Origin of the sequence: Hyphomicrobium sp. (assembly GCF_003987855.1) — a bacterium.
In the GTDB taxonomy this organism is placed as follows: domain Bacteria; phylum Pseudomonadota; class Alphaproteobacteria; order Rhizobiales; family Hyphomicrobiaceae; genus Hyphomicrobium_B.
This window is the reverse complement of record NZ_RXIZ01000014.1, coordinates 51,710-73,452: the sequence shown is the minus strand read 5'-3', so window position 1 is coordinate 73,452 and position 21,743 is coordinate 51,710. Positions and strand designations below refer to the sequence as shown.

Sequence of the window (21,743 nt, the reverse complement as noted above, 5' to 3'; positions counted from 1 at the left end):
CTTCTAGCGGAACAAAGCGGTTCTGAACTCGTTCGGCCGATATCAAGCCGATTCGAGGATTACCCATGGAAACTCTAGCCGACCTTTTCGAAGACACCCTTCGAGACATCTACTATGCCGAAAAGCAAATTCTGAAAGCTTTGCCGAAAATGGCGAAGAAGGCTGGATCTGAAGATCTGGCCGCTGCATTCGAGAAGCACGAGGGAGAGACTGAAGACCAAGTCGCCCGCCTCGAAAAAGTGTTCAAGATTATCGGCAAATCTCCTCGCGGGAAAAAATGTGATGCCATCGAGGGCATTATCGCCGAAGCTGAAGGGCTCATGAAGGAAGCCGGAACGGATACTGTCCGGGATGCTGCCATGCTTGCCGCTGCACAAGCAGTCGAACACTATGAGATCTCGCGTTACGGAACTTTGAAGGCATGGGCAACGAAGCTCGGTATGGATGATGCCGCGGAGCTGCTCGACGAAACGCTGGAAGAAGAAAAAGCGACCGATGAGGCGCTGACAGAACTCGCGGAGACGGAGATCAACGCAGAAGCAGACGACCAGCCCGAAGAGCACGAAGGTGCCATGAAACCAAAGAAACGCGCTGCTGGCCGCCGATAGCCAAATTTCCAGAGCCCGGCTTGGCGTCGGTTCGCGCTTAGCCGGTCTCTTCTCGAAATCACGAGGATTTACGTCATGGATATAAAAGGGCCGGTGCAGGACACCACGTCGTTAGCCAAAAACAACATCGATGAGGCAGCTGCCTCTCTGCAAAGCATCGCGGATCGCACGACAGGCCAAGTCGAAGCCGTCGGGGAGAACTTGCGGGATGCAATCGACAAGTCTTTGGCTGAACAGCCCTACGCGACATTACTCATGGCGGTAGGGGTGGGTTTTGTGCTCGGCGCCATCTGGAAAGCGTAATACATCCCTACACGGCGTCGGATCTACATCCTCATTAAGCTGAGCGCGTGCGCAAGCGCGCGCAACTAGTTGCAATTCTATTTTACCTGCTTGCACGGCCGAAGGAGCACAGGCAGCCGGCAGAGAAAGCTAGAGCCGGGGTATCGTTCTTTCCGCCTGAATGTCCTTTAGCGCCGCGACCAGCACGTCAATCTCTTCGCAGGTATTATAGAATGCGAATGACGGACGTACCGTCGTTTCCTGCCCAAAACGGCGAAGAATCGGCTGCGCGCAATGGTGCCCTGAACGTACGGCAATCCCGTACTTATTGAGGCGAGCGCCGATCTCTTCACTCGGGATTCCCTTCAACGTCAGTGAAATGACGCTCGCCTTCTCCGGAGCAGTGCCGATGATCCGTAGGCCAGGGATCTGATTCAATCTCTCCGTCGCGTACACGAGGAGTTGATGCTCGTACGCGGCGATGTTGTGAAGGCCGATGCGCTCTACGTAGTCGATCGCTGCGCCGAGGCCAACCGCATCAGCGATGTTTCCGGTACCCGCTTCGAAGCGTTGCGGCGATTTGTGAAATTCGGTTCTTTCGAACGTCACGTCACGGATCATGTTGCCGCCGCTTTGGTATGGCGGCAGCGTATCCATCAGATCCTTCTTGCCATAGACAGCACCAATGCCGGTCGGCGCAAACAACTTATGGCCGGAGAACACGAAGAAATCCGCGTCCAGATCCTGTACGTCAACCTTCATATGCGAGACGGATTGCGCACCATCGACAAGCACGCGCGCGCCGACCCGATGCGCCATGTCGACAATGGTTTTGGCAGGAGTAATGGTGCCAAGCGCATTCGACACCTGTGTAAACGCGACCAGCTTGGTCCGAGCGTTCAGGAGCTTGCCGAACTCATCTAAAAGTAGAGCGCCACAGTCGTCGACCGGAGCGACGCGCAGCTTGGCACCCTTCTCAAGGCAAAGCTGCTGCCAGGGCACGATGTTCGCATGGTGCTCCAGATGCGTGACGACGATCTCGTCGCCAGCTCCGATGTGTTGGCGACCGAAAGTTGCGGCAACGAGATTTATGGCTTCCGTCGCGCCGCGGGTGAAAATAATTTCTTCCGCCGAGCCAGCGTTGAGGAAACGCGCGACCTTGTTGCGAGCGCCTTCATATGCATCGGTCGCTCTTGCTGCCAGTTCATGAGCCGCGCGATGAATATTCGAGTTCTCGTGTTCGTAGAAGTATTTGAGCCGCTCGATTACTGTTCGTGGCTTCTGGGTGGTTGCCGCATTGTCGAACCAGATTAACGGCCGACCGTTGACCGTCTCGTTCAAAATGGGAAAATCCCGGCGGACGGCTCCGACGTCGAACCCGCGAGCGCTGCCGGTAGGCTGAACAGCCTGTCCGACGGTGGCCCTTTCTGGAGGCGCGTCGAACGCAGGCGAGGCAGAATTTAAGAAGTAGAAATTCGACCCAGCTTCTCCCACAAGCACGCTAAAAGGCTCGGCGGCCAAAGGTGCGAGCAATGATTTGAGTTCGGTCTCGAACGGGATTCCGAGAAGATCAATGTTGCGAACCGAACCCCCCGACGGCGGCGATTCGATGCCGTTGTGGTCATTGAGGATCTGAGGCGGAGGGGTGGCAGCGGGGGGCTCGGGTGGTGAAGAGCGATCGACGCCAGGCAGCGAGCTGATAGACAGTGAGTCTTCAGCGCGTGATGGAATTCCCCGAGACGCGCCATGCCCGGAGAGCGAAGGTCCCGCATCAACGCTCGATGGAAGCGAACCGGCTGGGGTTCCGACCAAATCACCGAGAATTTTTAGATCAATAAAGGAGCCGTCCTGCGCGGGATTGAGATTTTTCTGCGTCGTAGGAGACGCGAGTCCAGGACTCTCTTGAGAGATTGGTAGGACCGATTGTGAGACATTCCCCCCGTCAATGTAGGGAGAGACGCCGAGACCGGGCAGAGAAGGTCCTGGAAGACCTCCTGAGGGAAGCGAAGGAACACCGCCTCCAGCCAATCCGATCGCTACGCTCTGGTCGGGTGAGGTCGAACTCATAGCCGACGGGTTAGGCAGCCCGATACCCGAAGAACTACCCACCGGCGACGCAGGCGAGACAGCCGCCGCCAGGTGCGGAGCCGCGCTACCTGCGACGTCCGTCGGGGAGGCTCCCAATCCGCTTTGCGAGGGGCCGCCAGGCAGCGGCACCGATCGTCCGGGCAACGCCGCAAACAGCTCGTTTGCGAGCTTCGTCAAGGTCAGTGGATCTGGCAAGCCCGATGGAAGGCGAGCGCTAGGCTCCTGTCCAAGCGCTGCTGCCGCGAGAGCGTCGATCCCCGAGCTTCGTCCGATATCAGCTGTAGACATGGTACTTGGTCACATCCACGTTCTCGAGAACACCGACGGCGTCATCCGTGAGAATGGCGAGCGAGCAGTACAGAGAGACGAGATAGGACGCGATCGCCTGATCATTGATACCCATGAAGCGGACAGATAGACCGCGCGACAATTCACCCGGCAGACCCGGTTGGAATAAGCCGACGACCCCCTGCTTTGCTTCACCCGTCCTGATCAGGAGAATATTTGTTTTCCCGCCTTTGACCTCGAGCTTGTCGGACGGAACTATAGGAATTCCCCGCCAGGTGAGAAATGGTGATCCAAAGAGCGTGACGGTTGGCGGAGGAACGCCGCGGCGCGTACACTCGCGGCCGAAAGCTGCGATTGCGAGCGGATGAGCAAGAAAGAATGCGGGTTCCTTCCACACGCGTGCGATGAGCTCGTCGAGGTCGTCCGGGGTCGGAGCTCCGGCGCGCGTCTTGACCTTCTGGGAGGACGCCGTGTTCGGGATAATCCCATATTCCTTATTGTTGAGCAGCTCGCTCTCCTGCCGCTCTTTCACAGTTTCGATCGTGAGACGTAGCTGTTCTTTGATCTGATTGTGCGGGACACTGTAGAGGTCCGAGACCCGCGTGTGGATATCAAGAACCGTTTGGACGGCACTCAAGAGATATTCGCGAGGGTTGTCGACATAGTCGACGAAGGTCTGCGGCAAGATACGTTCGTCGCGCAGTGAACACGCTACCTCGACGCTGTCGGCATCTTTGACTTTGTTCACGCGGTAGATGCCGGCTTCGACAGGAACCCAGCTCAGAAAATGCACGAGCCATCGCGGTGTGATGGTCGCCATTTGAGGAACTGTCTTCGTCGCATTGGCCAATTGCCGAGCGGCGATATCGCCCAAAGCCGTCTGAACTTCGTCTGCCATAGCCTACCTACCGTCTGCTTTATTGGAGAATGCAAATTCTGCGTATATGCTTATTCGCAAAACGAATAAGTCAGTCAACGTCGTTATATTGGAACTAAATACCAGCGCCGTGGTCGAATGTCTCACTCCGGGCTTGCGCCTGCACGATCGTGCTTGCCGGTGGGACGCTACGGGTAAGCCAGACATTTCCGCCGATGGAGGATCCGCGCCCAATGGTGATGCGCCCGAGAATTGTCGCGCCCGCGTAGATAACGACGTCGTCTTCAACGATTGGGTGGCGCGGCTCGCCTTTCACGAGAGCGCCCTGCTCATCCACGTTGAAGCGCCTCGCACCGAGTGTCACAGCTTGATAGATGCGAACACGCTCGCCGATGATTGCGGTCTCACCGATGACCACGCCTGTGCCGTGATCGATGAAAAAGCTTCCGCCAATTTCCGCGCCGGGATGAATATCGATGCCGGTTTGCGAATGCGCGAGCTCGGCAATGATGCGGGCAACGACTGGCGCGCCGAGCAAATGAAGAGCGTGCGAGATGCGGTGGTATATAACTGCTTTTACGCCTGGGAAGCTGAGCAACACCTCTTCAGTGCTTTTCGCAGACGGGTCGCCGTCGTACGCCGCGCGGATATCCGTCTCTAAGAGCTCGTAGATCTGTGGAAGCTGCTTCGCAAATTCAGCGACAATCTGCTCGGCCCGATTCAACGTTTTCTCATGATCCGGACGGGATGGATCGACGAATCCTTGCTCGCGTCTGATTTGCTCGACCAATAGAAGCAGAGCTTCGTTGAGGGTGCTCCCGACAAAAAAGGACAACCCTTCTTCGCTGTGGTCGATCGCCCCCGCATGCCTTGGAAAGAGTGAGGCATACAGTCTGTTGACAACCTGCTGCAGTAGTTCAGGCGAAGGTATGGGAGTCCTGCGATTTGCTGCCGATGTTACTCGAAGGCTTCGCCGGCGGGCATCGCGCAATCTTTCCACGATTGCCTCGATATCCCATGGCTGAATGCTTTGTGGTTCCGAAGCAGACTCGATATCGAGCTTTGCGATCATATCGTTCGGCATAAGCGATCAGTTCTGCTTAGCGGTGATCTGGTCGTAGACGCCGCCATCTGCAAAGTGGGTTTTCTGAACCGTTTCCCACGGGCCGATCTTGTCCTCCACTTTGAAAGTGTGAACTTCCGGCAGCTTAGCTTCTTTGAGAATCGACGAGTTTTGAGGGCGATAATGATGCTTGGCGATAAGCGTCTGTGCCTCGTCGGAATAAAGGAAATCGAGATAAGCCTTCGCGAGTGCCTGGGTTTTACGTTTCTCGACCACGCGCTGAACGACGGCGACCGGTGGCGCAGCTTCGACGCTCAAAGACGGATAGACGATGTCGAAGTTCTGCCCGTCGACCTCTGCCTTGATAAGCTCGGCTTCATTTTCGAATGAAACCAGTGCGTCGCCGACGCCACGCTGAGTAAAGGTTGTCGTCGCTCCGCGGCCGCCTCCATCGAACACGGGAACGTTTGCAAAGAGTTTGGCGACAAAGTCGCGGGCTTTATCATCAGAGCCGAATTTCTCTTTGGCATAGCCCCAGGCTGCTAGATATGTGTAGCGCCCGTTCCCTGATGTCTTCGGATTCGGGATGACGACCGAAACACCCGATTTGATCAAGTCATCCCAATCTTTGATGCCTTTCGGATTACCTTTTCTCACAAGGAAAACACTTGTCGTGGTGTACGGCGCGGCGCCGTTTGGAAATTGATTGCGCCAATCGGCGGCGACAACGCCTTTCTTTGCCAGGAAGTCGAGATCCGTAGGTTGATTGAGCGTCACGACATCCGCTTCAAGGCCTTCGGCCACTGCCTGCGCTTGCTTTGTGGAGCCGCCGTGCGATTGCTTTACGCTTACATCTTCACCGCTCTTCTTTTTCCAAGCGGCCGCGAATGCGGGGTCTATATCTTTGTAAAGCTCGCGGGACACGTCATAGGAGGCGTTGAGAATGGTCGTGTCGGCAAAAGCCACCAATGGGGTCGCGGAAAGAAGGACGAGCGAAAGTCCCAGTCGGCTGGCAATCCGTCGGCTACTCATTGAGGTCTCCCCGCTTTTGCGTTCCGCTGCTCGTTGTTCCAAAGCTCAGCTCGGATGCAAACGAATAAAAAATCAGAAGCTTAGTAGGTCATCGCGGCGGGCTCAGCAGGATCATTCATAAGTAAAGTAGAATTTTGCATTCTGGACTCTGCCAACGCAGATGATTTGCCAAAATGCCGGACGGACGACAGCGGCACACCGCGACAACCCAGAGGTAGGCCTGCAATTCGAGCCCCCGAGTCGGCGAGCGCCAAGATTTGCCCTTCGTTCTGCTTCAGGGGTTCGCCGCCACTAAATGAAAGTCGTTGGAGGTCAGGGGTGATTTCCCTGCTGCGGTCACAGATTGCGACCCCGATCTGTTGCGGAAAAAAATGCTGCGGGGCAGCTTAGCGAGTCGAAGCTGCGGACGTCGTCGCTGCAGGCCGCAGCGGCACATGTTCGACCAGGGCTTGCAGCGCTGGCCACATCTCCCAATAGAGACGATCAAATTCGGCCACTTGGGCCTTCGTCGAGGGGCTCGGCAGTCCTAACGCCTCCGCCATATCAGTTTCCAAGGAGACGCATCGATCCACAGCGGCGTCGACGTGCGCGCCCGGTTCTAAGAGCCTCAGCGTTTCCTCCGAGGCGCTATGCTTTCTGCACCTCGGAGGAAATCATCACTGTGTTCGCCACAGCAATATCGTCGGAATGTATCGCTTCAAGCCCAAGACAGCACGAGAGGTAGGGGCCAAGTCCCATTTTCCGAATGTTGAAAAACATTCGCTGAAGTTGGTTGTTCTTTTTCGGACGGCTTCTTGCCTGGATCGTTGTTTCGACTTCGATCCCACTTGCTTGGGTCACAGGCGGTGGGTCAATCCCGTACACATTCAGGTCTAGCTGCCATGGCCAACGAATCTCGACGTCGATAGGTTCTTTGATCAGCCGAGGCGTCAGGAGTTTGCGCGCACCGGACTGACTAACCACGAGACCCGTCGTGCTTCTTGGAATTCTGAGGTAGCGGACCAAGGATTTGCCCTGACCGAGATCCACCAGTCGCTGGAGCGCACGCGATGACGTCTCGATCAGACGAATGATATCCCAATCGCGTGGCACCATCTTCAGTGCCGCCTGAATCGCGCGAAGGCAATCCGGTTCGAGCCGCGCATCGTCTTCCAGGATCAGCGCGTACGGCAGACCTCTTTCGACGATCATGCGATAAATAACGAGATGGCTCGCTGAACAGCCGGTTTCGCCGGCGCTCATGCGATGATCATAGAAAGATTCCAGCCAGTCTGGAACCGCGCACCCATCAACGGCGGAAATACGCTCGGCGTGAAGGCACACGCTCGCGAGTTCCTCTTCTAAGCGAGTTCGCCGAGAGACGTCCCTGTCCAAATTGATGTAGAAGGTGGGTGTCGAAAAATTTGACATGAATGGCACATCGCTTTCTTGCGCTGGTGCCGAGAATACGTGTCACCCGAATGCATGATTCGCTACGGAGCCGTTCAGTTATAAACGTTCTTATTCCAAGCCGAGCGCTGACGCTCACGGCGTGACGGCCCTTTGTCCACATTTTCTCTAGCTGTGGTCCTGGCGAATATTTCCGGCTGCGGACTATTGTCGCCCGTTCGGACAGCAAGCCGGGTGGAATCGAGAATGCAGACTTGGACGGTCGCGATGCGAAATCAAATCGAAGACTTCCTCGCGCAGTTCGCGGGAGCCAAAGCGGTCTTCGTCCCTAACGAGGGCAATGCTGGCGATTGTTTGATCTTTGCTTCCACGATGGACGCCCTCGCAAGAGCCTCTATTGAAGTCGAGGTGGCGGACAAAGGTGCGGATTTTCGGAACCGCATCGTATTTTTGGGTGGCGGCGGAAACTTGGTCGGCGCGTACCGCGGTATGCGAGAGGCCATCGAAGCGTGCCGACGAGAAGCCGACCGCGTCATTCTATTGCCGCATACGATAAGGGCGAACGTCGACCTGCTTCAATCACTCGATCACCGCGCGACGATCTGGTGCCGCGATCTCAGATCCTTTCAGCATGTCCGCGAATCGAATCCGAGTCTGGATTGCCGGTTGGCACACGACATGGCGTTCCACTGTGACGTCAACCAGTTCATGAGCGACCAGTCCTGCAACAGGTTAGGACCGGCGATGCTGACGGAAAGGCTCGCACTGCATCGCACGAGCCTCGATAAGATATCGAGAATGCCTGTCGTGCGATTTATGCGGACTGATCGCGAGGCATTGTCATCTCGCATCCAAACAGACCTGGATGTTTCAAGAGCATTTGGATGCGTCACGGACGCCGAAACCTCGAGACTCGCGGGTTGGTGCTTCCTTAAAGCGATTTCCGTCGCCAAGCGTGTCGTCACTGACCGTCTACACGTTGCGATCGCTTGCGCGCTCCTCCACATCGATTGCGAGCTGGTCGACAACAGCTACAATAAAAACAGGGAGATTTTCGCTCATAGCCTGCGCCGGTTCGATTGGATTTCGTTCTCGAAATCCGGCAAAGCAGAAGTGCCCGACATTCCAGCCGCTAAGTTGTCATTAATCACGAAAGCGGCGCGCCATACGCAACGCTTCAGAGATCGTTGGTTGAGTGGCGCCTTGCAATGATGGGGATACAGGGCAGCCGACAAAAATATTCCATTCCAGCTCGATTACCTGGATTTTCGGCTGACGAATGCCGGACTCGAAATCCGCACTTGTTGGCGCAAGTCGACCTTCAAATTGTTCGACGTAACGTCGAGGCCATCAGGAAGGCAGTCGGCGTCCCCATTTTGCCAGTCGTAAAGGCGGACGCCTACGGCTTGGGAATAAGAAGGATCAGCGAGGCCGTAGCGGATCTCGCCGATGGTTTTTGCGTTTTTAGTGCTTCGGAAGCGGTTTCGGTCAACTTAGCTCAATGCACAAACAGACGTGTGCTCGCGCTGGGCCCACCAGAAAGCAATGACCCGAGAGACTACATCGCTCATCGCATCACGCCGACGGTCTGCAATCCTCAGCAGGCTCGACTGCTTCGCCGGGCTCAGCCCGCGCTTTGTGTCGATACTGGCATGCAACGATTTTCGTGTGCCCCTGAAGACTGCCGCGAAACCTTGACCGCAGGCGATTGTCGGGAGGTTTTCACGCATGCCGTCGAGCTGAGGCAGGTTGAGAACCTCATGTTAATCACGTGCGGATGGGATATTCCCCGCCACGCGGCGGCCAGCGGACTGATTAATGAGGCGAGCGCAGTTCTTGACGCCGTGCGTCCAGGATTGGCTATGTATAAGGGCGCAGTCAATGTTTCTGCGAGAATTGCCGAGGTTCGTCAATCCAATGGGCCAGCCGGTTATTCGGGCTTCACTGCAGAACATCACGGGATAATTCTGGCCGGCTATTCGCACGGTCTCCGTCGCGGGCCTTGCTTGGTCAACGGTAGAAAATCCCGCTTGCTCGAAGTGGGCATGCAGACCGCCTTTGTCGAACTCCAAGTCGGAGATCGCGTTGGCGATCGAGTTGTTCTCCTGGGCGACGGCGTGATGGACGGTGAACTCGCGCAAAGCTGGAACTGCGGTCATCATGAAGTCCTGACGGCATTGTCCTCAACTGCCACGCGCCAATACATCCAATGAATTTGGGGAGCTCAAATGGCGGGTCTCAAGCTGCGCATTTCCGAAGATGGGCTCCATCGCGAAGTTTTGACCAATGGAGAGCTTCCCCCACTCTTTTTTGAGATCACCCCCCGTGACGGCGCGAGTCCTCCAGCTTTCGATGGTGGAGATTTTGCTCTGATCGCGATGCTGCCGATCGCGATGTATCAAATGGTGGATTTGCACGCAGAGTTCGAATTGGATTCAACACTTCTTGACGGTCTCGATCACTATCAGGAGGTTTGGCATTCCTGGCGACCCGACATTTACAAGAAGAAAATTCAAATCACGTCGGACTCTGAGTCTTCCCGCGCGAACGTCGGTCAGGAGACAAAGCGCGCCCTGGTCGCGTTTTCGGCGGGCATCGACAGTACCTTCACGCTAAGCCGTCATGCCCACAAGGAGGCTGGGAGAGCTATTCGAGACGTTGCAACTGCGGTCATGGTTCATGGATTTGATATGCCGCTCGATGCTGCAGACGGGTTCGAAACAATGGCTCGACACGGGACCGCGATATGCAGGGATCTCGGAGTTGATCTCGTCACCGTTAAGACCAACTGGCGAAGCCTAGTAACAAACTGGGAAATGACGTTCGGCGCTGGCTTGGCTTCTGTCTTGCATCAATTCTCGCATCGTCACGATATTGCATTGATCGCAACTGAGGAAAGCTATCAGAACTGTTTTCCAGTTTGGGGAAATAGCTTTTGGAGCGACCGCTTCTTTTCTTCTTCTAAGCTGAAGATTGAATCGGACGGTGGCGCTTTCGATCGTATCGAACGAGCCAGCTACATTGGGCAGTATCGCTCCCTTATTCCTCACCTTCACGTCTGTTGGGCTGGGCCGAGGACAGGTGAGAATTGCGGCGTCTGTCCAAAGTGCATTTTGACCAAACTTAATTTCGTCGCAGCGGGTGTTCCGCAGCCATGGCCCTTCCCGCAGCCACTCACAACGCGCTTGATCAGTGAAATGCCTCTCAAGACCCGTTGGCAAAGGCAGTTTCTGGAACTTATTCTAGTGAAGATGGAAAAGGAGCCGACTGCAAACGCTGAGATCGTTGCCGCGGTAATGCGTCGGCTCGGGCTGGAGCAACCGCCGCAGAAAAATCGGAAATTCTCAACCGCTGTTTTGAAATCGGCCCTCTGGTCGTCGTTCGCTCGGACCACGGATTGAGCGTTGCCGAGGACGAAGGATCTTCGGAGCACTACGCGCTCAAATGCGGCGCATATAGCTTAGCGTGGTTGGGGGAGTAGGATTGATTGTACGCGAACCTAACGACTGCGTTGGCTCAAGCCAGAAGCAGCCATGCGGCGTCTCATGCCGAACTCCGCCCCGAAATCTTTTCGAAGATATTGTCAAATAGTGAGAATGCGCGTTTTTCGATTTCGAAGGCGTGGTTATCCGCGTAGTTCAGAGCCTTGGCGAGAGATCGCTGGTCCTCGTCGGGCATGGCACTTCGATAGGCGCCCCAATCTTTAAGTACCGCATTTGAAACTTCGGGATGAAATTGGACGCCAACCGCGTTTCCATATTCGAATGCCTGCACGGTCTCGTTATCGCTCGCCAGCACTTTTATCCCGACTGGCAACGTAATGAAATCTCCATGCCAGCGCAGCCACGGCCCCTGCCACATGGGAGTGCTCGCAACGGTATTTTCCATCCAGCCGCGATATCGATGTCTCATCGGTTTGACCGCGCCACCCACGGCGGTCGCGAGCAGTTGCGCCCCGAAGCAGATACCCAAGACCGGAACAGCTTTGTCGATGAGACGCCTCATTAACGCTCGCTCGCGAGCAATCCATTGGACATGAGTTTCGTAGACGCCGCGGCGCGACCCGAGAAAGACGACGGTATCGTCCACGACATCGGCGAGATCAGTCGTCACGATATCTTTCGGCGACAGTGTGCGCCGACACGTCCAACCTTTAGATGCTATGAATTTTTCAACGAGACCGGCGCGGCCATACGCGCTGTTCTGAATGACGGTAATTCTCATCTTCCGGCAGGCGGCTCCAATTTAATATGCAGCATTCGAATTGATCAGCGCCAGAGCTTCGCGGCGTCGAAGCGGTCGCCGCGAATGTGAAGGTCGAAAATATCCGGCCGATAGTAGTGGCCAGTGACATCGAAAAGCTGCCGGTTTTCGTAGACTTTTTTCACGTCAATGGTGTGCGAGATCAATCCTTCCACGCCAGGCGATGGCTGAATGACGACCGTTCCATCCGGCGCAACCAGCGAAGAGCCGCCGTTGAAAATCACATCATGGCCTTCCGCGATAAGTTCCGATTTAAACGGGAAATCATCGGGGATATCGCTCATCGACAAAAGTCCGTGAACACTCAGCGACCAGACCCGGCCCTCGCGCGCTGTAGCGGAAACGATGCCCTCTGCGACTACGGCATTGCCAGGCCAAAGGCTGATATGTAGCTCCTCGCCGCCGCAGTACAGAGCGAATCGCGCCATCGGCATCCAGTTTTCCCAGCAACAAAGGCCGCCAACCTGAACTCCTGAGATGCGGTGCGTGCGAAGTTCGTGCGCGTCTCCAGCACCCCAGCACAAGCGCTCATCGTGAGTCGGCATGAGCTTGCGATGTACGCCCAACAGCCCTTGGTTGCAGTCGACCTTTAACAAGGAACAGTACAGCGTGCCTTGCCCAATCCCGTTGCCGCGCTCGTTGAAACCGAGAAAGACGGACACACGATAGTCGCGCGCCGCCTGCACGATCTCTTTCACCTCTTCGGAATCGGCCTCCATCGACGCGTCAAGAAAACGCGCATAGGCTTCGCTCTGCTTCGGATCGCCGAACGCAGCGGCATTCGTCCGGCATAACCAAAACGGATATCCGCTCACGAACGCTTCAGGAAAGGCCAGCAGATCTATCCGCTCGGCGGCCGCTAGCTTTATTGTGTCGATGACTTTTGCGACGGTCGCGCGTTTGTCGAGCCAAACGGGCCTGATCTGAGCAGCGGCGATCTTCAAAAGCATTCTCCTGATGACCTGGGCATTGAATGATTGAGCCGCGCTAGTACATCTCGAAGTATTCTTTTTGCTCCCAGTCTGTAACCGCGGCTAGGAAGCGGGCGACTTCATACTCTTTGAGCATGATAAGGTAGTTCCAGAATTTTTCACCGACAGCATCCCTAATAACTGTGCTGTTGCGAAACCCTTCTACAGCGTCCATGAGGCTGCGCGGCAGGAGTGGCGCGTCGGCGAGATAAGCGGCAGCAGCGGGTTTGCCAGGATCCTTTTGCGTTTCGACACCATTGAGGCCGGCAATAAGCTGCGAGGCGATATAAAGGTATGGGTTCGCCGTTGGCTCGCCGACGCGGTTTTCAACGCGAGACGCCGGATCGTTTGGTCGCCCGATGACGCGGATCATCGCCCCTCGGTTTTCCAATGCCCAGCCCGCCTTGAACGGCGCGAAGCCATCGGGACGTTGACGCTTGTAGCCGTTAATGGTCGGCGTGGTCATGAGAGAGGTTCCTGCCGCATTTTGCAGCAAGCCGCCAACGTAATTCATGCCATATGTGGAAAGCGGACCGTCGTCGCCTTCCGCCATAAACAAATTGGTCTTGTCCGCGATGCGGCGGATCGACTGATGCATATGCCAACCGCTCGGAAAGACGTTCGGCACCTGCGGATTTGCCATGAACGTCGCGTGATAGCCGTTGCGGCGGCAAATCTGCTTCACCGCCGAACGGAACAACAGAGCGCTGTCGGCAGCTTTCATCGCAGTCATCGGACTAAAGGTGATCTCGCACTGGCCGGGCCCCCACTCGTCCTCGACGGTTGCGAGCGGCAGGCCAAGCGCTTCCAGATTGGATTGCAGCAGACGAAGAACCGGGTCGATTTCGTCGCCGCGATTTTCCGTGAGATACTGGTAGCCGTGGGAGATCATCGACACCTTGGGCGGCTCGGGCGGATAGCCGCTCTCTTCGGGCCGGAGGCTCGGGTCTTCGAGCTTGAAAACGTAAAATTCGAACTCAAGGCCGACGACCATCTCAAGGCCCTTTTCCTCAAGACGCTCGAGCTGGCTGCGCAGCACCTGGCGCGTCGACAGCGGACACGGCGTACCGTTAGAGAGATAAGCGTCGCTCAAGATCCAGCCGGTGTCTGGCGCCCAAGGCAGAACATGAAAGGTCGACGGGTCCGGCACCAGCACACCATCGGGAAGCCCGATCATCTCAGGAACATTTAGTTTGTTGGAATCGCCGAACGGCGCAACGATTGGGTGGTTCGTCGTATCGAAGATCGCCGTGACAAGTTGAAAATCCTTGCCGCTTTTGAGGCTTGAGCGGAACTCCGCGGCGGTCACCGTCTTACCGCGCACGATACCATGCTGGTCGCCCCAGCCGACGCGGATGTACTTGATGTTTTCGCGCTCGATCCTGGCGATCAAATCGGCGGCCATGAGCTTTTGCTCTTCGCTCCACAGGCCGTGGTCTTCAATGAAATGAGGCTGCTTGGCCGACATCATTCTGTCCCTAGTTTGGAGTTCGAGATCGTTGCCTAAAGTGGCCGGCGCAGAGCGCCGGAACCAGTTGCGTAAGTTCATGCCGGTTTTGCCGAGTGTTTGGCGGAGGCGAGGATTCCGTCGGGCACGCCCCGATAGATGAGCCTGCCGGTCTTTTCGAATTTTGTTGGGTTGGTCGCCTTGATAAAAAATGCGCCGGCGAGGCCCACTGTGAAGATCGCAACGTTGGGCGGGATAATCCATTCCGCCAACGCAAAGTCCTTACCCAGCAACTCCATGTTCGTCGCGCAAAGACAGAGCGCAAACGCTTGCGTGAGAAACGCCAGGGACGGAGCAATGAACGTCCATCCATCGGCCGTCTTGCTATTGTCTACCGACAGATACACGCACTTCCCCCTGCTTCTGCATAGGGTTCTCAGCGGGAGCCCCTGCCGCCGAACTCATTGCAAGCTATGTACCAAATAAAACAGAAAAAACAAATATATTCACGTACTGTACTATAAATAACAGACATCTGTACCAAATTTTCCAACTCGCGTATGGCCATTTTAGGCTTTGGCCCGTGTTCAGGCTTCGAGTAGGCTAGCGGCTGCACGAAATTTCGGCGATTTGGATCCTAGATGCTGTACTATTTGGCACGAATTCTAAAACGAACAGGCTTGGAGGCAATCGCGGACCTGGAGCCCCATCGATGACCGGCCTGCCTCATACCACCGTCGCGGAAATGATCCGCCGACGGCTCGATCAACTGACGCCGACGGAGCGCAAAGCCGCTCTTATTCTTTTGGGCAACTATCCGGTTCCCGGACTCCAGACTGTGGCACAGTTCGCCAAGCAGGCCGGCGTCAGCAATCCGACCATTCTGCGATTGATTGCTAAGCTTGGCTTCGGCGCCTATGCCGATTTTCAGCAACGTCTGCGCGACGAATTGGAAGCGCGTCTGCGTTCACCGTTGACGAAGGGCGTCCTCGCGGCCGACGCTAAAGATCTGGTGGAAATTCCCGCATTTGCAAAATATTGGGAATCCGTCTCGAGTGCGATGGCCGCATCGATGCATTTGATCCGGCCCTCCGAATTTGACGGTGCCGTCGCCCTGCTCGCAGATGAAACCCGCCCAGTGACAATCCTGGGCGGCCGGCTCACATCCAGTCTTGCACTGCAGGCGTATCTTCACTTGCGCGAATTGCGCTCGAACGTAACCTTCATCGACAGCCAGACGGCAACCTGGGCGGAACATCTTCTCGGAGTGACACCGTCGAACACATATCTGCTCTTTGACATCCGCCGCTATCAGGAAGACGTCGTCCGCATGGGACAGGAGGCGGCCGCGCGCGGAGCGAAAATTATCCTTTTCACAGACGAGTGGTTGTCACCTCTGTCTGCCGTGGCGGAGCACGTCTTCGCATTGCGGATTGCCGTCAACTCGAATTGGGATTCGTTTGCGCCGATCTCCGTTCTGATCGAGGCGATGATCGCGCGCCTCAGCGCCCTGAACTGGCCGAAGGTCAAGGCACGCATGGAAGAGCTCGAGGTAATTCGGCGAAAGCTCGATGCCGGATAGGTCATCGGCGCATCGATCCCAAACGCCCACGATTGAATGCTATAGGTGTTCGCACCTTTACTTCCCGTCGTGCCGCTCGCGAACTAGGTAGAGATTCAGCGCCCTTTTTTCGAGGCCGCTGTCAAAAGCCGCTCGCCAAATCGATTTGTTGCACTAAACCTCCAACTCGCGATCAGGCAAAGCGCTTGGCGCCCGCAACGCAAACGACGACGGACACCGCCGCCACAATCATCATCGGTGCTACAGCCTCATGGAGCAGTAGACCCGCCAAAGTCAGCCCGAAGAAAGGCTGAAGCAATTGCAGCTGCCCAACACCGGCAATGCCGCCGAGTGCAAGCCCTCTATACCAGAATATAAATCCAATCAGCATGCTGAAGACCGAGACGTAAGCAAGGCCGAGCCAGGCAGGCTCTCCGATTCCATAAAAAGTAAGCGGTCTCGAGGCCAATGCTACGACCGCCATCATCGGCAACGACAAAAGAAGAGCCCACGAAATAACCTGCCACCCGCCGAGGCGGCGGGAGAGCGTTGCGCCCTCGGCATAGCCGAGACCACACACCACGATAGCAGCGATCATCAGCATATCACCGACAAGCGGACCTCTCCCGCCGTTGAGAAGAGCGAAGCCTGCCACTGTCGCACTGCCAAGGCCTGAGAACAGCCAGAACGCCGGCTTTGGCTTCTCAGCGCCGCGCAGCACGCCGAATACTGCCGTTGCGAGCGGAAGGAGGCCAATGAAGATAATGGAATGAGCTGCGGTGATGAGCTGGAGCGCCAGAGCCGTTAGAAGCGGGAAGCCGACCACACCGCCAAGGGCGACGATGGCGAGGCGGCCAATATCGCCTCTCGCTGGCAGCGGCTGCCGGGCTGCGGCGAGGCAGATTGCTGCGAGAATCGCCGCGATAACGGCGCGAGCCGATGTGAGAAACAAGGGCGAGAAGCCACCGACCGCGATCCGCGTCGCGGGCAGAGATCCACTGAATATCATGACGCCCAAGAGTCCGCTGCCCCATCCCTCCGTCGTTCTGTCCATGTTGCCTCGCCTTGGTTGAGGCACCTGCTGTAAGCGATCGCATCTAGCGATACCAACCACACTTCGATACAATTCTCCAAAACTGTATCGGTTTACTCAGCAATACAATTGCGGTCGAACAACATGAGCAGCGCACCAACCCGAACTTCCAAAGTGATGACCGCCATTCGCGCCAAAGTGGAGAATCGCTCCCTGACATCCGGCGACAGACTACCTTCAATACGAAGTTTCGCTGCCACCATGGGTGTGGCGCCATCCACCGTTGTTGAGGCTTACGACCGTCTTGCGGCCGAGGGATTGATCCGTGCCCGGCGCGGTTCGGGATTCTATGTCACCGGTACAAGGGCGCCGCCGATGATGCTCGCAAACGCGTGGCCTCCCCGAGATAGTGCCGTCGATCCATTTTGGGTTTCCCGACAATCACTCGATGCCGATCCTACGGTGATGAAGCCGGGCTGTGGTTGGTTGCCAGCAGCGTATATGCCGAATGACGCCCTTCGCCGCGCTCTGCGTTCACTCGCCCGAGCCGAAGACCCTGTGCTTAGTTATTATGGAAGCACGCGCGGATCTCCCGTACTCCGCGGATTGCTGCTCAGGCGATTTGCGGAAGAAGGGATCGAGGCGTCCCCGCAACAACTGTTACTAACTGCGTCGGGAACCCAAGCGATTGACCTAATCTGCCGCTTCCTGCTTAAGCCCGGCGATACAGTATTGGTCGATGATCCTTGCTACTTTAATTTTAGAGCGCTGCTGCGGGCGCATCAGGTCAGGCTAGTAGGTGTGCCCTATACGCCGGCGGGATCGGATTTAACTGCATTCCATGAGGTGCTTACGACTGAACGACCCCGTCTTTACATCACCAATTCCGCACTTCACAATCCGACCGGCGCGACGCTCTCCCCGCAGACTGCTTACAAGATTTTGAGCCTAGCTGCGGCTCACGACCTTACGATCGTCGAGGACGACATCTATGCAGATTTTGAACCCGAACCTTCGCCACGTCTTGCTGTGCTTGACGGCCTCGATCGGGTTATTCGAATTGGCAGCTTTTCTAAGACGCTTTCAGCCTCGATTCGGTGCGGCTATATCGCGGCCCGTGAGGACTGGATTGAAGGCATTGCTGATCTTCAGGTCGCGACGAACTTTGGTGGACCCAGCCCCGTCGCAGCTGAGCTGATTGCCAGCGTTCTTGCGGGTGGTAGTTACCGCAAACATATGGAAGAATTACGCTTGCGCCTTGTGAGAGCCCGGCGTCAGGCCGGCACTCGGTTGCAGTCCGTTGGCATTCAGCCCTGGCTGATGCCGCGCGGCGGCTTTCATCTCTGGTGCCAGCTACCGAACGATCAGGATTCGGCCGATTTGGCACGAGCGGCCTTAGCAGAGAACATCGTGCTGGCGCCGGGCAACGTCTTCAGCGTTTCGCAGTCCGCTTCCGCGTTTATGCGCTTCAACGTCGTGCAATCGAGTGATCCCCGTCTCTTTGCGGTTCTCCGACGCGCAGTCCGCTCCGGTCGCGCATCTTAGGTTCCGATCGTGGCACTTCCGCGAAAGGACCGACGGGCCACACACGCTAAGGATGCTGAAGAAATACGCTTGTCTGCTTCGGCCGAACGTTCTCAACGCGGGGTAGTTCTCATGAAGGGTCGGAAACGAGACGATCTGCGTCACAGGCTCGATCCCATTTGGATCTGGAAGTGCCGCCGAAGTCAGTGCGCTCGTATCCAGCGCTTCTTGCAGCTCAGCCTGCCGCTTTTGGCTCGAGACGCTTCGAAGCATGGAATAGAAATCGATAGAACTCTCCTCGAGACTCTGCATGTCGCCAGCTTTGCTGATGTTGGTGAGCGGACCGGTCACGCTTCCTGTGAGGTTTACGTTGTTCGCAATAGTTGCGACTGCTGCGGGCAGTAATGCCGCCGTAGGTATCTGCTGGACGCCGAACTCGACGCCGTTGCCGATCGCATCTCTGACGTTGGTGGGACCAATGATGGGTAGCACCAAGTAAGCGCTCTCCCGGTAGCCCCACACATACATTGTCTGACCAAAGTCGCCCGATTGCTTAGCTAAACCCTGCGCGCTCGCAACATCAAACAACCCGCCGAGCCCGATCGTCGAATTGAGGCCGGCGCGCCCGATCGTCGTGGCCGCTGCCTTGAAGCGCAACTGTAGAATGTCGTTTGCGAACACCATCGGCTCCCCGAGGTTGGCGGTAAATGCGTCGAGTCTATCGCGCATATATTGCGGCACGCATTCGTTGTAGGCCTTGGCAGTCGGGTAAAGAAGCGCATGGTTGAACTTTTGATTGGCCTCAAAGACGGTTCGGTTGAGAGTCTCGTGAGGATCAGAAATCGCTTTTGGTGCCTCGTCCGATTCCGATGCGGTGAGGTGTTGGAGCGCCGACCCCGGTGCGGTGACAGTTGAACAGGCGCAAAGCGCACTACTGAAACAACCGATGCAAAGCCAATGGAAGATCACACGCTGCATGATGCCAGCACGCCCACCATTGAAAGCCGAGCCCATTTGCATCTTGTTTACCGATCTGGGCGGATTGCATTAGTAGGGCGCAAGTGTTTCACGCCGTAAAACGCCTTACGCGTGCAGACTGTAACCGATCCCTCTGACGGTGCGGATGAGAGACGTCTCGTGCACGCGATCGATCTGAGCACGCAGCCGGCATATGTTGGCTTGAACCCCGCTCATCCCCATATCAAACGTGGTATCCGACAGGCGGTCCAGTATCGCGCGTCGTGACACCACACGTCCTCTGCCTTTCATGAGAAGCTCAAGCAGCTGAAATTGCCGGCGCGGCAGATGTATTCGGCGCCCACCGCGGACAACCTGATGGGAAATGAGGTTCATCTCCAAATCACCGAATCTCAGGATCGTTGGCTGTGACGGCTTCCTTGGGCGCCGCGCGAGCATGTGAAGTCGCGTATAAAGCTCGGAAACCACGAAGGGCTTCACCAGAAAATCATCAGCATCATTCGTGACGGCGTCCACATCATCGTCGAGATCTTCGCGGTTCAGCAACAGCAGGCACGGCGTCGTCGATTCCAGGTTTCGCAAAGTGGAAACCCAAGTTTCGCCATCGACAGCGAAACCGGTATCGACGACGACGGCATCGAAATATCCGGCGGCTGCAAGCTTCAAACCGTGAGAAGCATCTGTTGTAATCTCGTGCGCAACGCTCTTGGCTTTGAAGGGTTGGGCGATTTGATCAGCGATGCCAGTATTCTTCGTAAGAACGAGAATGTTTAAGCTTCGATTTCGAACGACTTCATCGTTCATCGAAGATTGCCCACGCGATTCCGTCGAAACGCCGTGACAGCCTTTCTCGATATGGCCAATCCGCTTTTCAAGCGTAAGGGTGGCACGATTGGATTGCATGATCTTCCCCCGAAGAGCATTTTTCAGTGTTTCCGAAGAACGGATTGCGCGGCCGAACGGCAACAAGTCGGAAGATTGGCGAAGTTAGAATCTTACACCGTCGGCGCACTGCGCAACTGCAGGCCTGAACGTTGACCGTCCGAGTGACCCCAGAATTCTGCCAAGGACGAATGGAGATCGTGTCGACGCTTGATGGAAAACGTGCAGGGACCTGTGGCTTGAAGTTCGATTTGCCTTTCGTGTCGAGCGGTGGAATAGCAGAAGCCTTTGATGCCTTCACCCTCTCCAATGCGTTTGGATTTGCGCGATGAGCTTCTCAATTCGCGCAGGAACGCCGTTTCCACAGCCTGCGAGAGTGCGACTTTGAACTCCCGCTTCAATCGGGTCCTACGGCGATGGCTAGGGCTGCATTGGTCGAGGGGCGCGCCCAAAATAGGAAGTGGAAGCACGTAGAAGAGACCCTCCGTTTTCCGACACAACAGTGTTTCCCAAAACGAAGTGTAGTCGAACGTTTTTTGGGGGCTTAACTGATCGTCGTTTCCAACTCCAACGACAAACCGGATGCCAAATGCATTGGCTATGCCTTCTGCCGCGGCCATTAGGAGGTAAGGCGGCGAGACGTCACGGCATATTTTCGTTGCGCGCCTGATCGCGTCGAACTGGCCCTTTCGGCCTTGAACGCGCGCAATGAATAGCGCATTCGATCCCGGAACGCCGGCGACCGACCCAGGTATGATCGTGAATGAGAGTTCGTAGATCTGGTTACTGTCGATCGTTAGAATAAGAGAGAGGTCGCCCTCGCGTCCGTATTCAGGAACGCTCAGCGAAATCTTTATTGTCGGACCCGCTTCCGCGCTTCGCCATAACTCGACATTTCCCGAAATGAGCCTTCGATAGAACTGCGAATTCACCGACTTTTCGATGAACTGATAATGGAACTTGAGAATGGTCTTGCGGTGACGTCGGCTTATGCCCTTCGCCAGATAGCGGCCTTGACATTTGTAGATGACGCCCGGGTGCCTTCTTGCGAATGCAATTGTATTGGGTCCATTTAGGATACTGACCAACTCGACCAGTGTCTTCAGATCGAAGAGCAGCTTCACTGAGGTCCGAACACCTCGTCGTATTCCTTTCGTCCGTGCGCGTTGGATCGTGGCGGCATAGACGGCTGCTGCTACATTCATGGTCGGAACCTCCTTGATTGTCTCAGTCTGCCGCGCGTCGACGGCGGCATAGGGAGATGTCCTAACTATGCGCGCAGGACCCCTGCAGGACCGGAAAATCCCAATACTCAGTGGGTACGTGTTCGCACCGGAGTGGCCATAGCCGATCGAGATTGCGTGGAGAGATTGTGGAGCGGGAGACGTCACATGTCGGCAGGAAAAAATCTGGATCGCGATATAACCCGGGTCGTACGAGGTCCCGATGAACTCGTC

The 21,743-nt window shown here is 56.2% G+C and carries 20 protein-coding genes and 1 pseudogene; 7 read left to right on the top strand and 14 right to left on the bottom strand.

Annotated elements, in window-relative coordinates:
- Positions 1–65 precede the first annotated feature (65 nt).
- Positions 66–608 (top strand): DUF892 family protein, encoded by a 543-nt coding sequence (locus EKK30_RS12480; protein ID WP_290985500.1) that lies wholly within the window; start codon positions 66–68, stop codon positions 606–608.
- Between the two features lie 75 nt (positions 609–683).
- The gene (locus EKK30_RS12475) at positions 684–911 is read left to right on the top strand and encodes a hypothetical protein (RefSeq protein WP_290985498.1); all 228 of its coding nucleotides are present in this window, start codon (positions 684–686) and stop codon (positions 909–911) included.
- Positions 912–1,040: 129 nt separating this feature from the next.
- Here the strand turns inward: EKK30_RS12475 and EKK30_RS12470 are convergent, their stop codons facing one another.
- The 6 genes from EKK30_RS12470 to EKK30_RS12445 form a co-directional block, all read right to left on the bottom strand.
- The gene (locus EKK30_RS12470; RefSeq protein WP_290985495.1) at positions 1,041–3,266 is read right to left on the bottom strand and encodes a family 2A encapsulin nanocompartment cargo protein cysteine desulfurase; all 2,226 of its coding nucleotides are present in this window, start codon (positions 3,264–3,266) and stop codon (positions 1,041–1,043) included.
- The gene (locus EKK30_RS12465; protein WP_290985492.1) at positions 3,253–4,164 is read right to left on the bottom strand and encodes a family 2A encapsulin nanocompartment shell protein; all 912 of its coding nucleotides are present in this window, start codon (positions 4,162–4,164) and stop codon (positions 3,253–3,255) included. Before EKK30_RS12465 ends, EKK30_RS12470 begins: the two co-directional genes overlap by 14 nt.
- 94 nt (positions 4,165–4,258) lie before the next feature.
- Positions 4,259–4,867 carry a serine O-acetyltransferase EpsC gene (gene epsC / locus EKK30_RS18160; protein ID WP_366927337.1) on the bottom strand — a complete coding sequence of 203 codons (609 nt, stop codon included), beginning with the start codon at positions 4,865–4,867 and terminating at the stop codon, positions 4,259–4,261.
- Positions 4,868–5,233: 366 nt separating this feature from the next.
- Positions 5,234–6,238 carry a sulfate ABC transporter substrate-binding protein gene (locus EKK30_RS12455; RefSeq protein ID WP_290985489.1) on the bottom strand — a complete coding sequence of 335 codons (1,005 nt, stop codon included), beginning with the start codon at positions 6,236–6,238 and terminating at the stop codon, positions 5,234–5,236.
- A gap of 386 nt (positions 6,239–6,624) precedes the next feature.
- Positions 6,625–6,780 (bottom strand): hypothetical protein, encoded by a 156-nt coding sequence (locus tag EKK30_RS12450; RefSeq protein ID WP_290985487.1) that lies wholly within the window; start codon positions 6,778–6,780, stop codon positions 6,625–6,627.
- 85 nt (positions 6,781–6,865) lie between these two features.
- Positions 6,866–7,648 (bottom strand): glycosyltransferase family 25 protein, encoded by a 783-nt coding sequence (locus tag EKK30_RS12445; RefSeq protein WP_290985485.1) that lies wholly within the window; start codon positions 7,646–7,648, stop codon positions 6,866–6,868.
- A gap of 225 nt (positions 7,649–7,873) precedes the next feature.
- On the opposite strand from EKK30_RS12445, the gene EKK30_RS12440 reads away from it, so the two are divergent.
- Genes EKK30_RS12440 through EKK30_RS12430 form a run of 3 tightly spaced genes read left to right on the top strand, consistent with a single transcriptional unit; the run spans position 7,874 to position 11,028 of the window.
- A complete protein-coding gene (locus EKK30_RS12440; protein ID WP_290985482.1) occupies positions 7,874–8,839 on the top strand; it encodes a polysaccharide pyruvyl transferase family protein in 966 nt (321 codons plus the stop codon).
- Complete coding sequence (locus EKK30_RS18155; protein ID WP_366927336.1) at positions 8,836–9,840, top strand: alanine racemase; 1,005 nt, start codon at positions 8,836–8,838, stop codon at positions 9,838–9,840. Before EKK30_RS12440 ends, EKK30_RS18155 begins: the two co-directional genes overlap by 4 nt.
- Positions 9,841–9,855: 15 nt before the next feature.
- Complete coding sequence (locus EKK30_RS12430; protein WP_290985478.1) at positions 9,856–11,028, top strand: hypothetical protein; 1,173 nt, start codon at positions 9,856–9,858, stop codon at positions 11,026–11,028.
- Between the two features lie 142 nt (positions 11,029–11,170).
- Here EKK30_RS12430 and EKK30_RS12425 read toward each other — a convergent pair whose 3' ends face one another.
- The 4 genes from EKK30_RS12425 to EKK30_RS12410 all read right to left on the bottom strand — a co-directional run bounded on the left by EKK30_RS12425 (position 11,171) and on the right by EKK30_RS12410 (position 14,715).
- Positions 11,171–11,851, bottom strand: a complete 681-nt coding sequence (locus tag EKK30_RS12425) for a type 1 glutamine amidotransferase (protein WP_290985475.1) — start codon at positions 11,849–11,851, stop codon at positions 11,171–11,173.
- Positions 11,852–11,895: 44 nt separating this feature from the next.
- Positions 11,896–12,840: a carbon-nitrogen hydrolase family protein gene (locus EKK30_RS12420; RefSeq protein ID WP_290985472.1), complete on the bottom strand. Its 945-nt coding sequence runs from the start codon at positions 12,838–12,840 to the stop codon at positions 11,896–11,898.
- A 37-nt stretch (positions 12,841–12,877) separates the two neighbouring features.
- Entirely contained in the window at positions 12,878–14,332 is a 1,455-nt protein-coding gene (locus EKK30_RS12415) for a glutamine synthetase family protein (RefSeq protein WP_290985469.1), read from the bottom strand.
- A 74-nt stretch (positions 14,333–14,406) separates the two neighbouring features.
- Positions 14,407–14,715 (bottom strand): hypothetical protein, encoded by a 309-nt coding sequence (locus EKK30_RS12410; protein WP_290985466.1) that lies wholly within the window; start codon positions 14,713–14,715, stop codon positions 14,407–14,409.
- 305 nt (positions 14,716–15,020) lie between these two features.
- On the opposite strand from EKK30_RS12410, the gene EKK30_RS12405 reads away from it, so the two are divergent.
- The gene (locus EKK30_RS12405) at positions 15,021–15,890 is read left to right on the top strand and encodes a MurR/RpiR family transcriptional regulator (RefSeq protein WP_290985463.1); all 870 of its coding nucleotides are present in this window, start codon (positions 15,021–15,023) and stop codon (positions 15,888–15,890) included.
- Positions 15,891–16,062: 172 nt separating this feature from the next.
- Here the strand turns inward: EKK30_RS12405 and EKK30_RS12400 are convergent, their stop codons facing one another.
- Entirely contained in the window at positions 16,063–16,923 is an 861-nt protein-coding gene (locus tag EKK30_RS12400; protein WP_290985461.1) for a DMT family transporter, read from the bottom strand.
- 123 nt (positions 16,924–17,046) lie between these two features.
- Between EKK30_RS12400 and EKK30_RS12395 the strand changes: the two genes are divergently transcribed.
- Positions 17,047–18,447 carry a PLP-dependent aminotransferase family protein gene (locus EKK30_RS12395; protein WP_290985459.1) on the top strand — a complete coding sequence of 467 codons (1,401 nt, stop codon included), beginning with the start codon at positions 17,047–17,049 and terminating at the stop codon, positions 18,445–18,447.
- 228 nt (positions 18,448–18,675) lie between these two features.
- Here the strand turns inward: EKK30_RS12395 and EKK30_RS12390 are convergent.
- The 3 genes and pseudogenes from EKK30_RS12390 to EKK30_RS12380 form a co-directional block, all read right to left on the bottom strand.
- Positions 18,676–19,404 (bottom strand): annotated as a pseudogene (locus tag EKK30_RS12390) (VacJ family lipoprotein); the annotation flags it as partial.
- Between the two features lie 105 nt (positions 19,405–19,509).
- Positions 19,510–20,307: a response regulator transcription factor gene (locus tag EKK30_RS12385; RefSeq protein ID WP_290985457.1), complete on the bottom strand. Its 798-nt coding sequence runs from the start codon at positions 20,305–20,307 to the stop codon at positions 19,510–19,512.
- A 92-nt stretch (positions 20,308–20,399) separates the two neighbouring features.
- The gene (locus EKK30_RS12380; RefSeq protein WP_290985455.1) at positions 20,400–21,491 is read right to left on the bottom strand and encodes a DUF535 family protein; all 1,092 of its coding nucleotides are present in this window, start codon (positions 21,489–21,491) and stop codon (positions 20,400–20,402) included.
- Positions 21,492–21,743 lie beyond the last annotated feature (252 nt).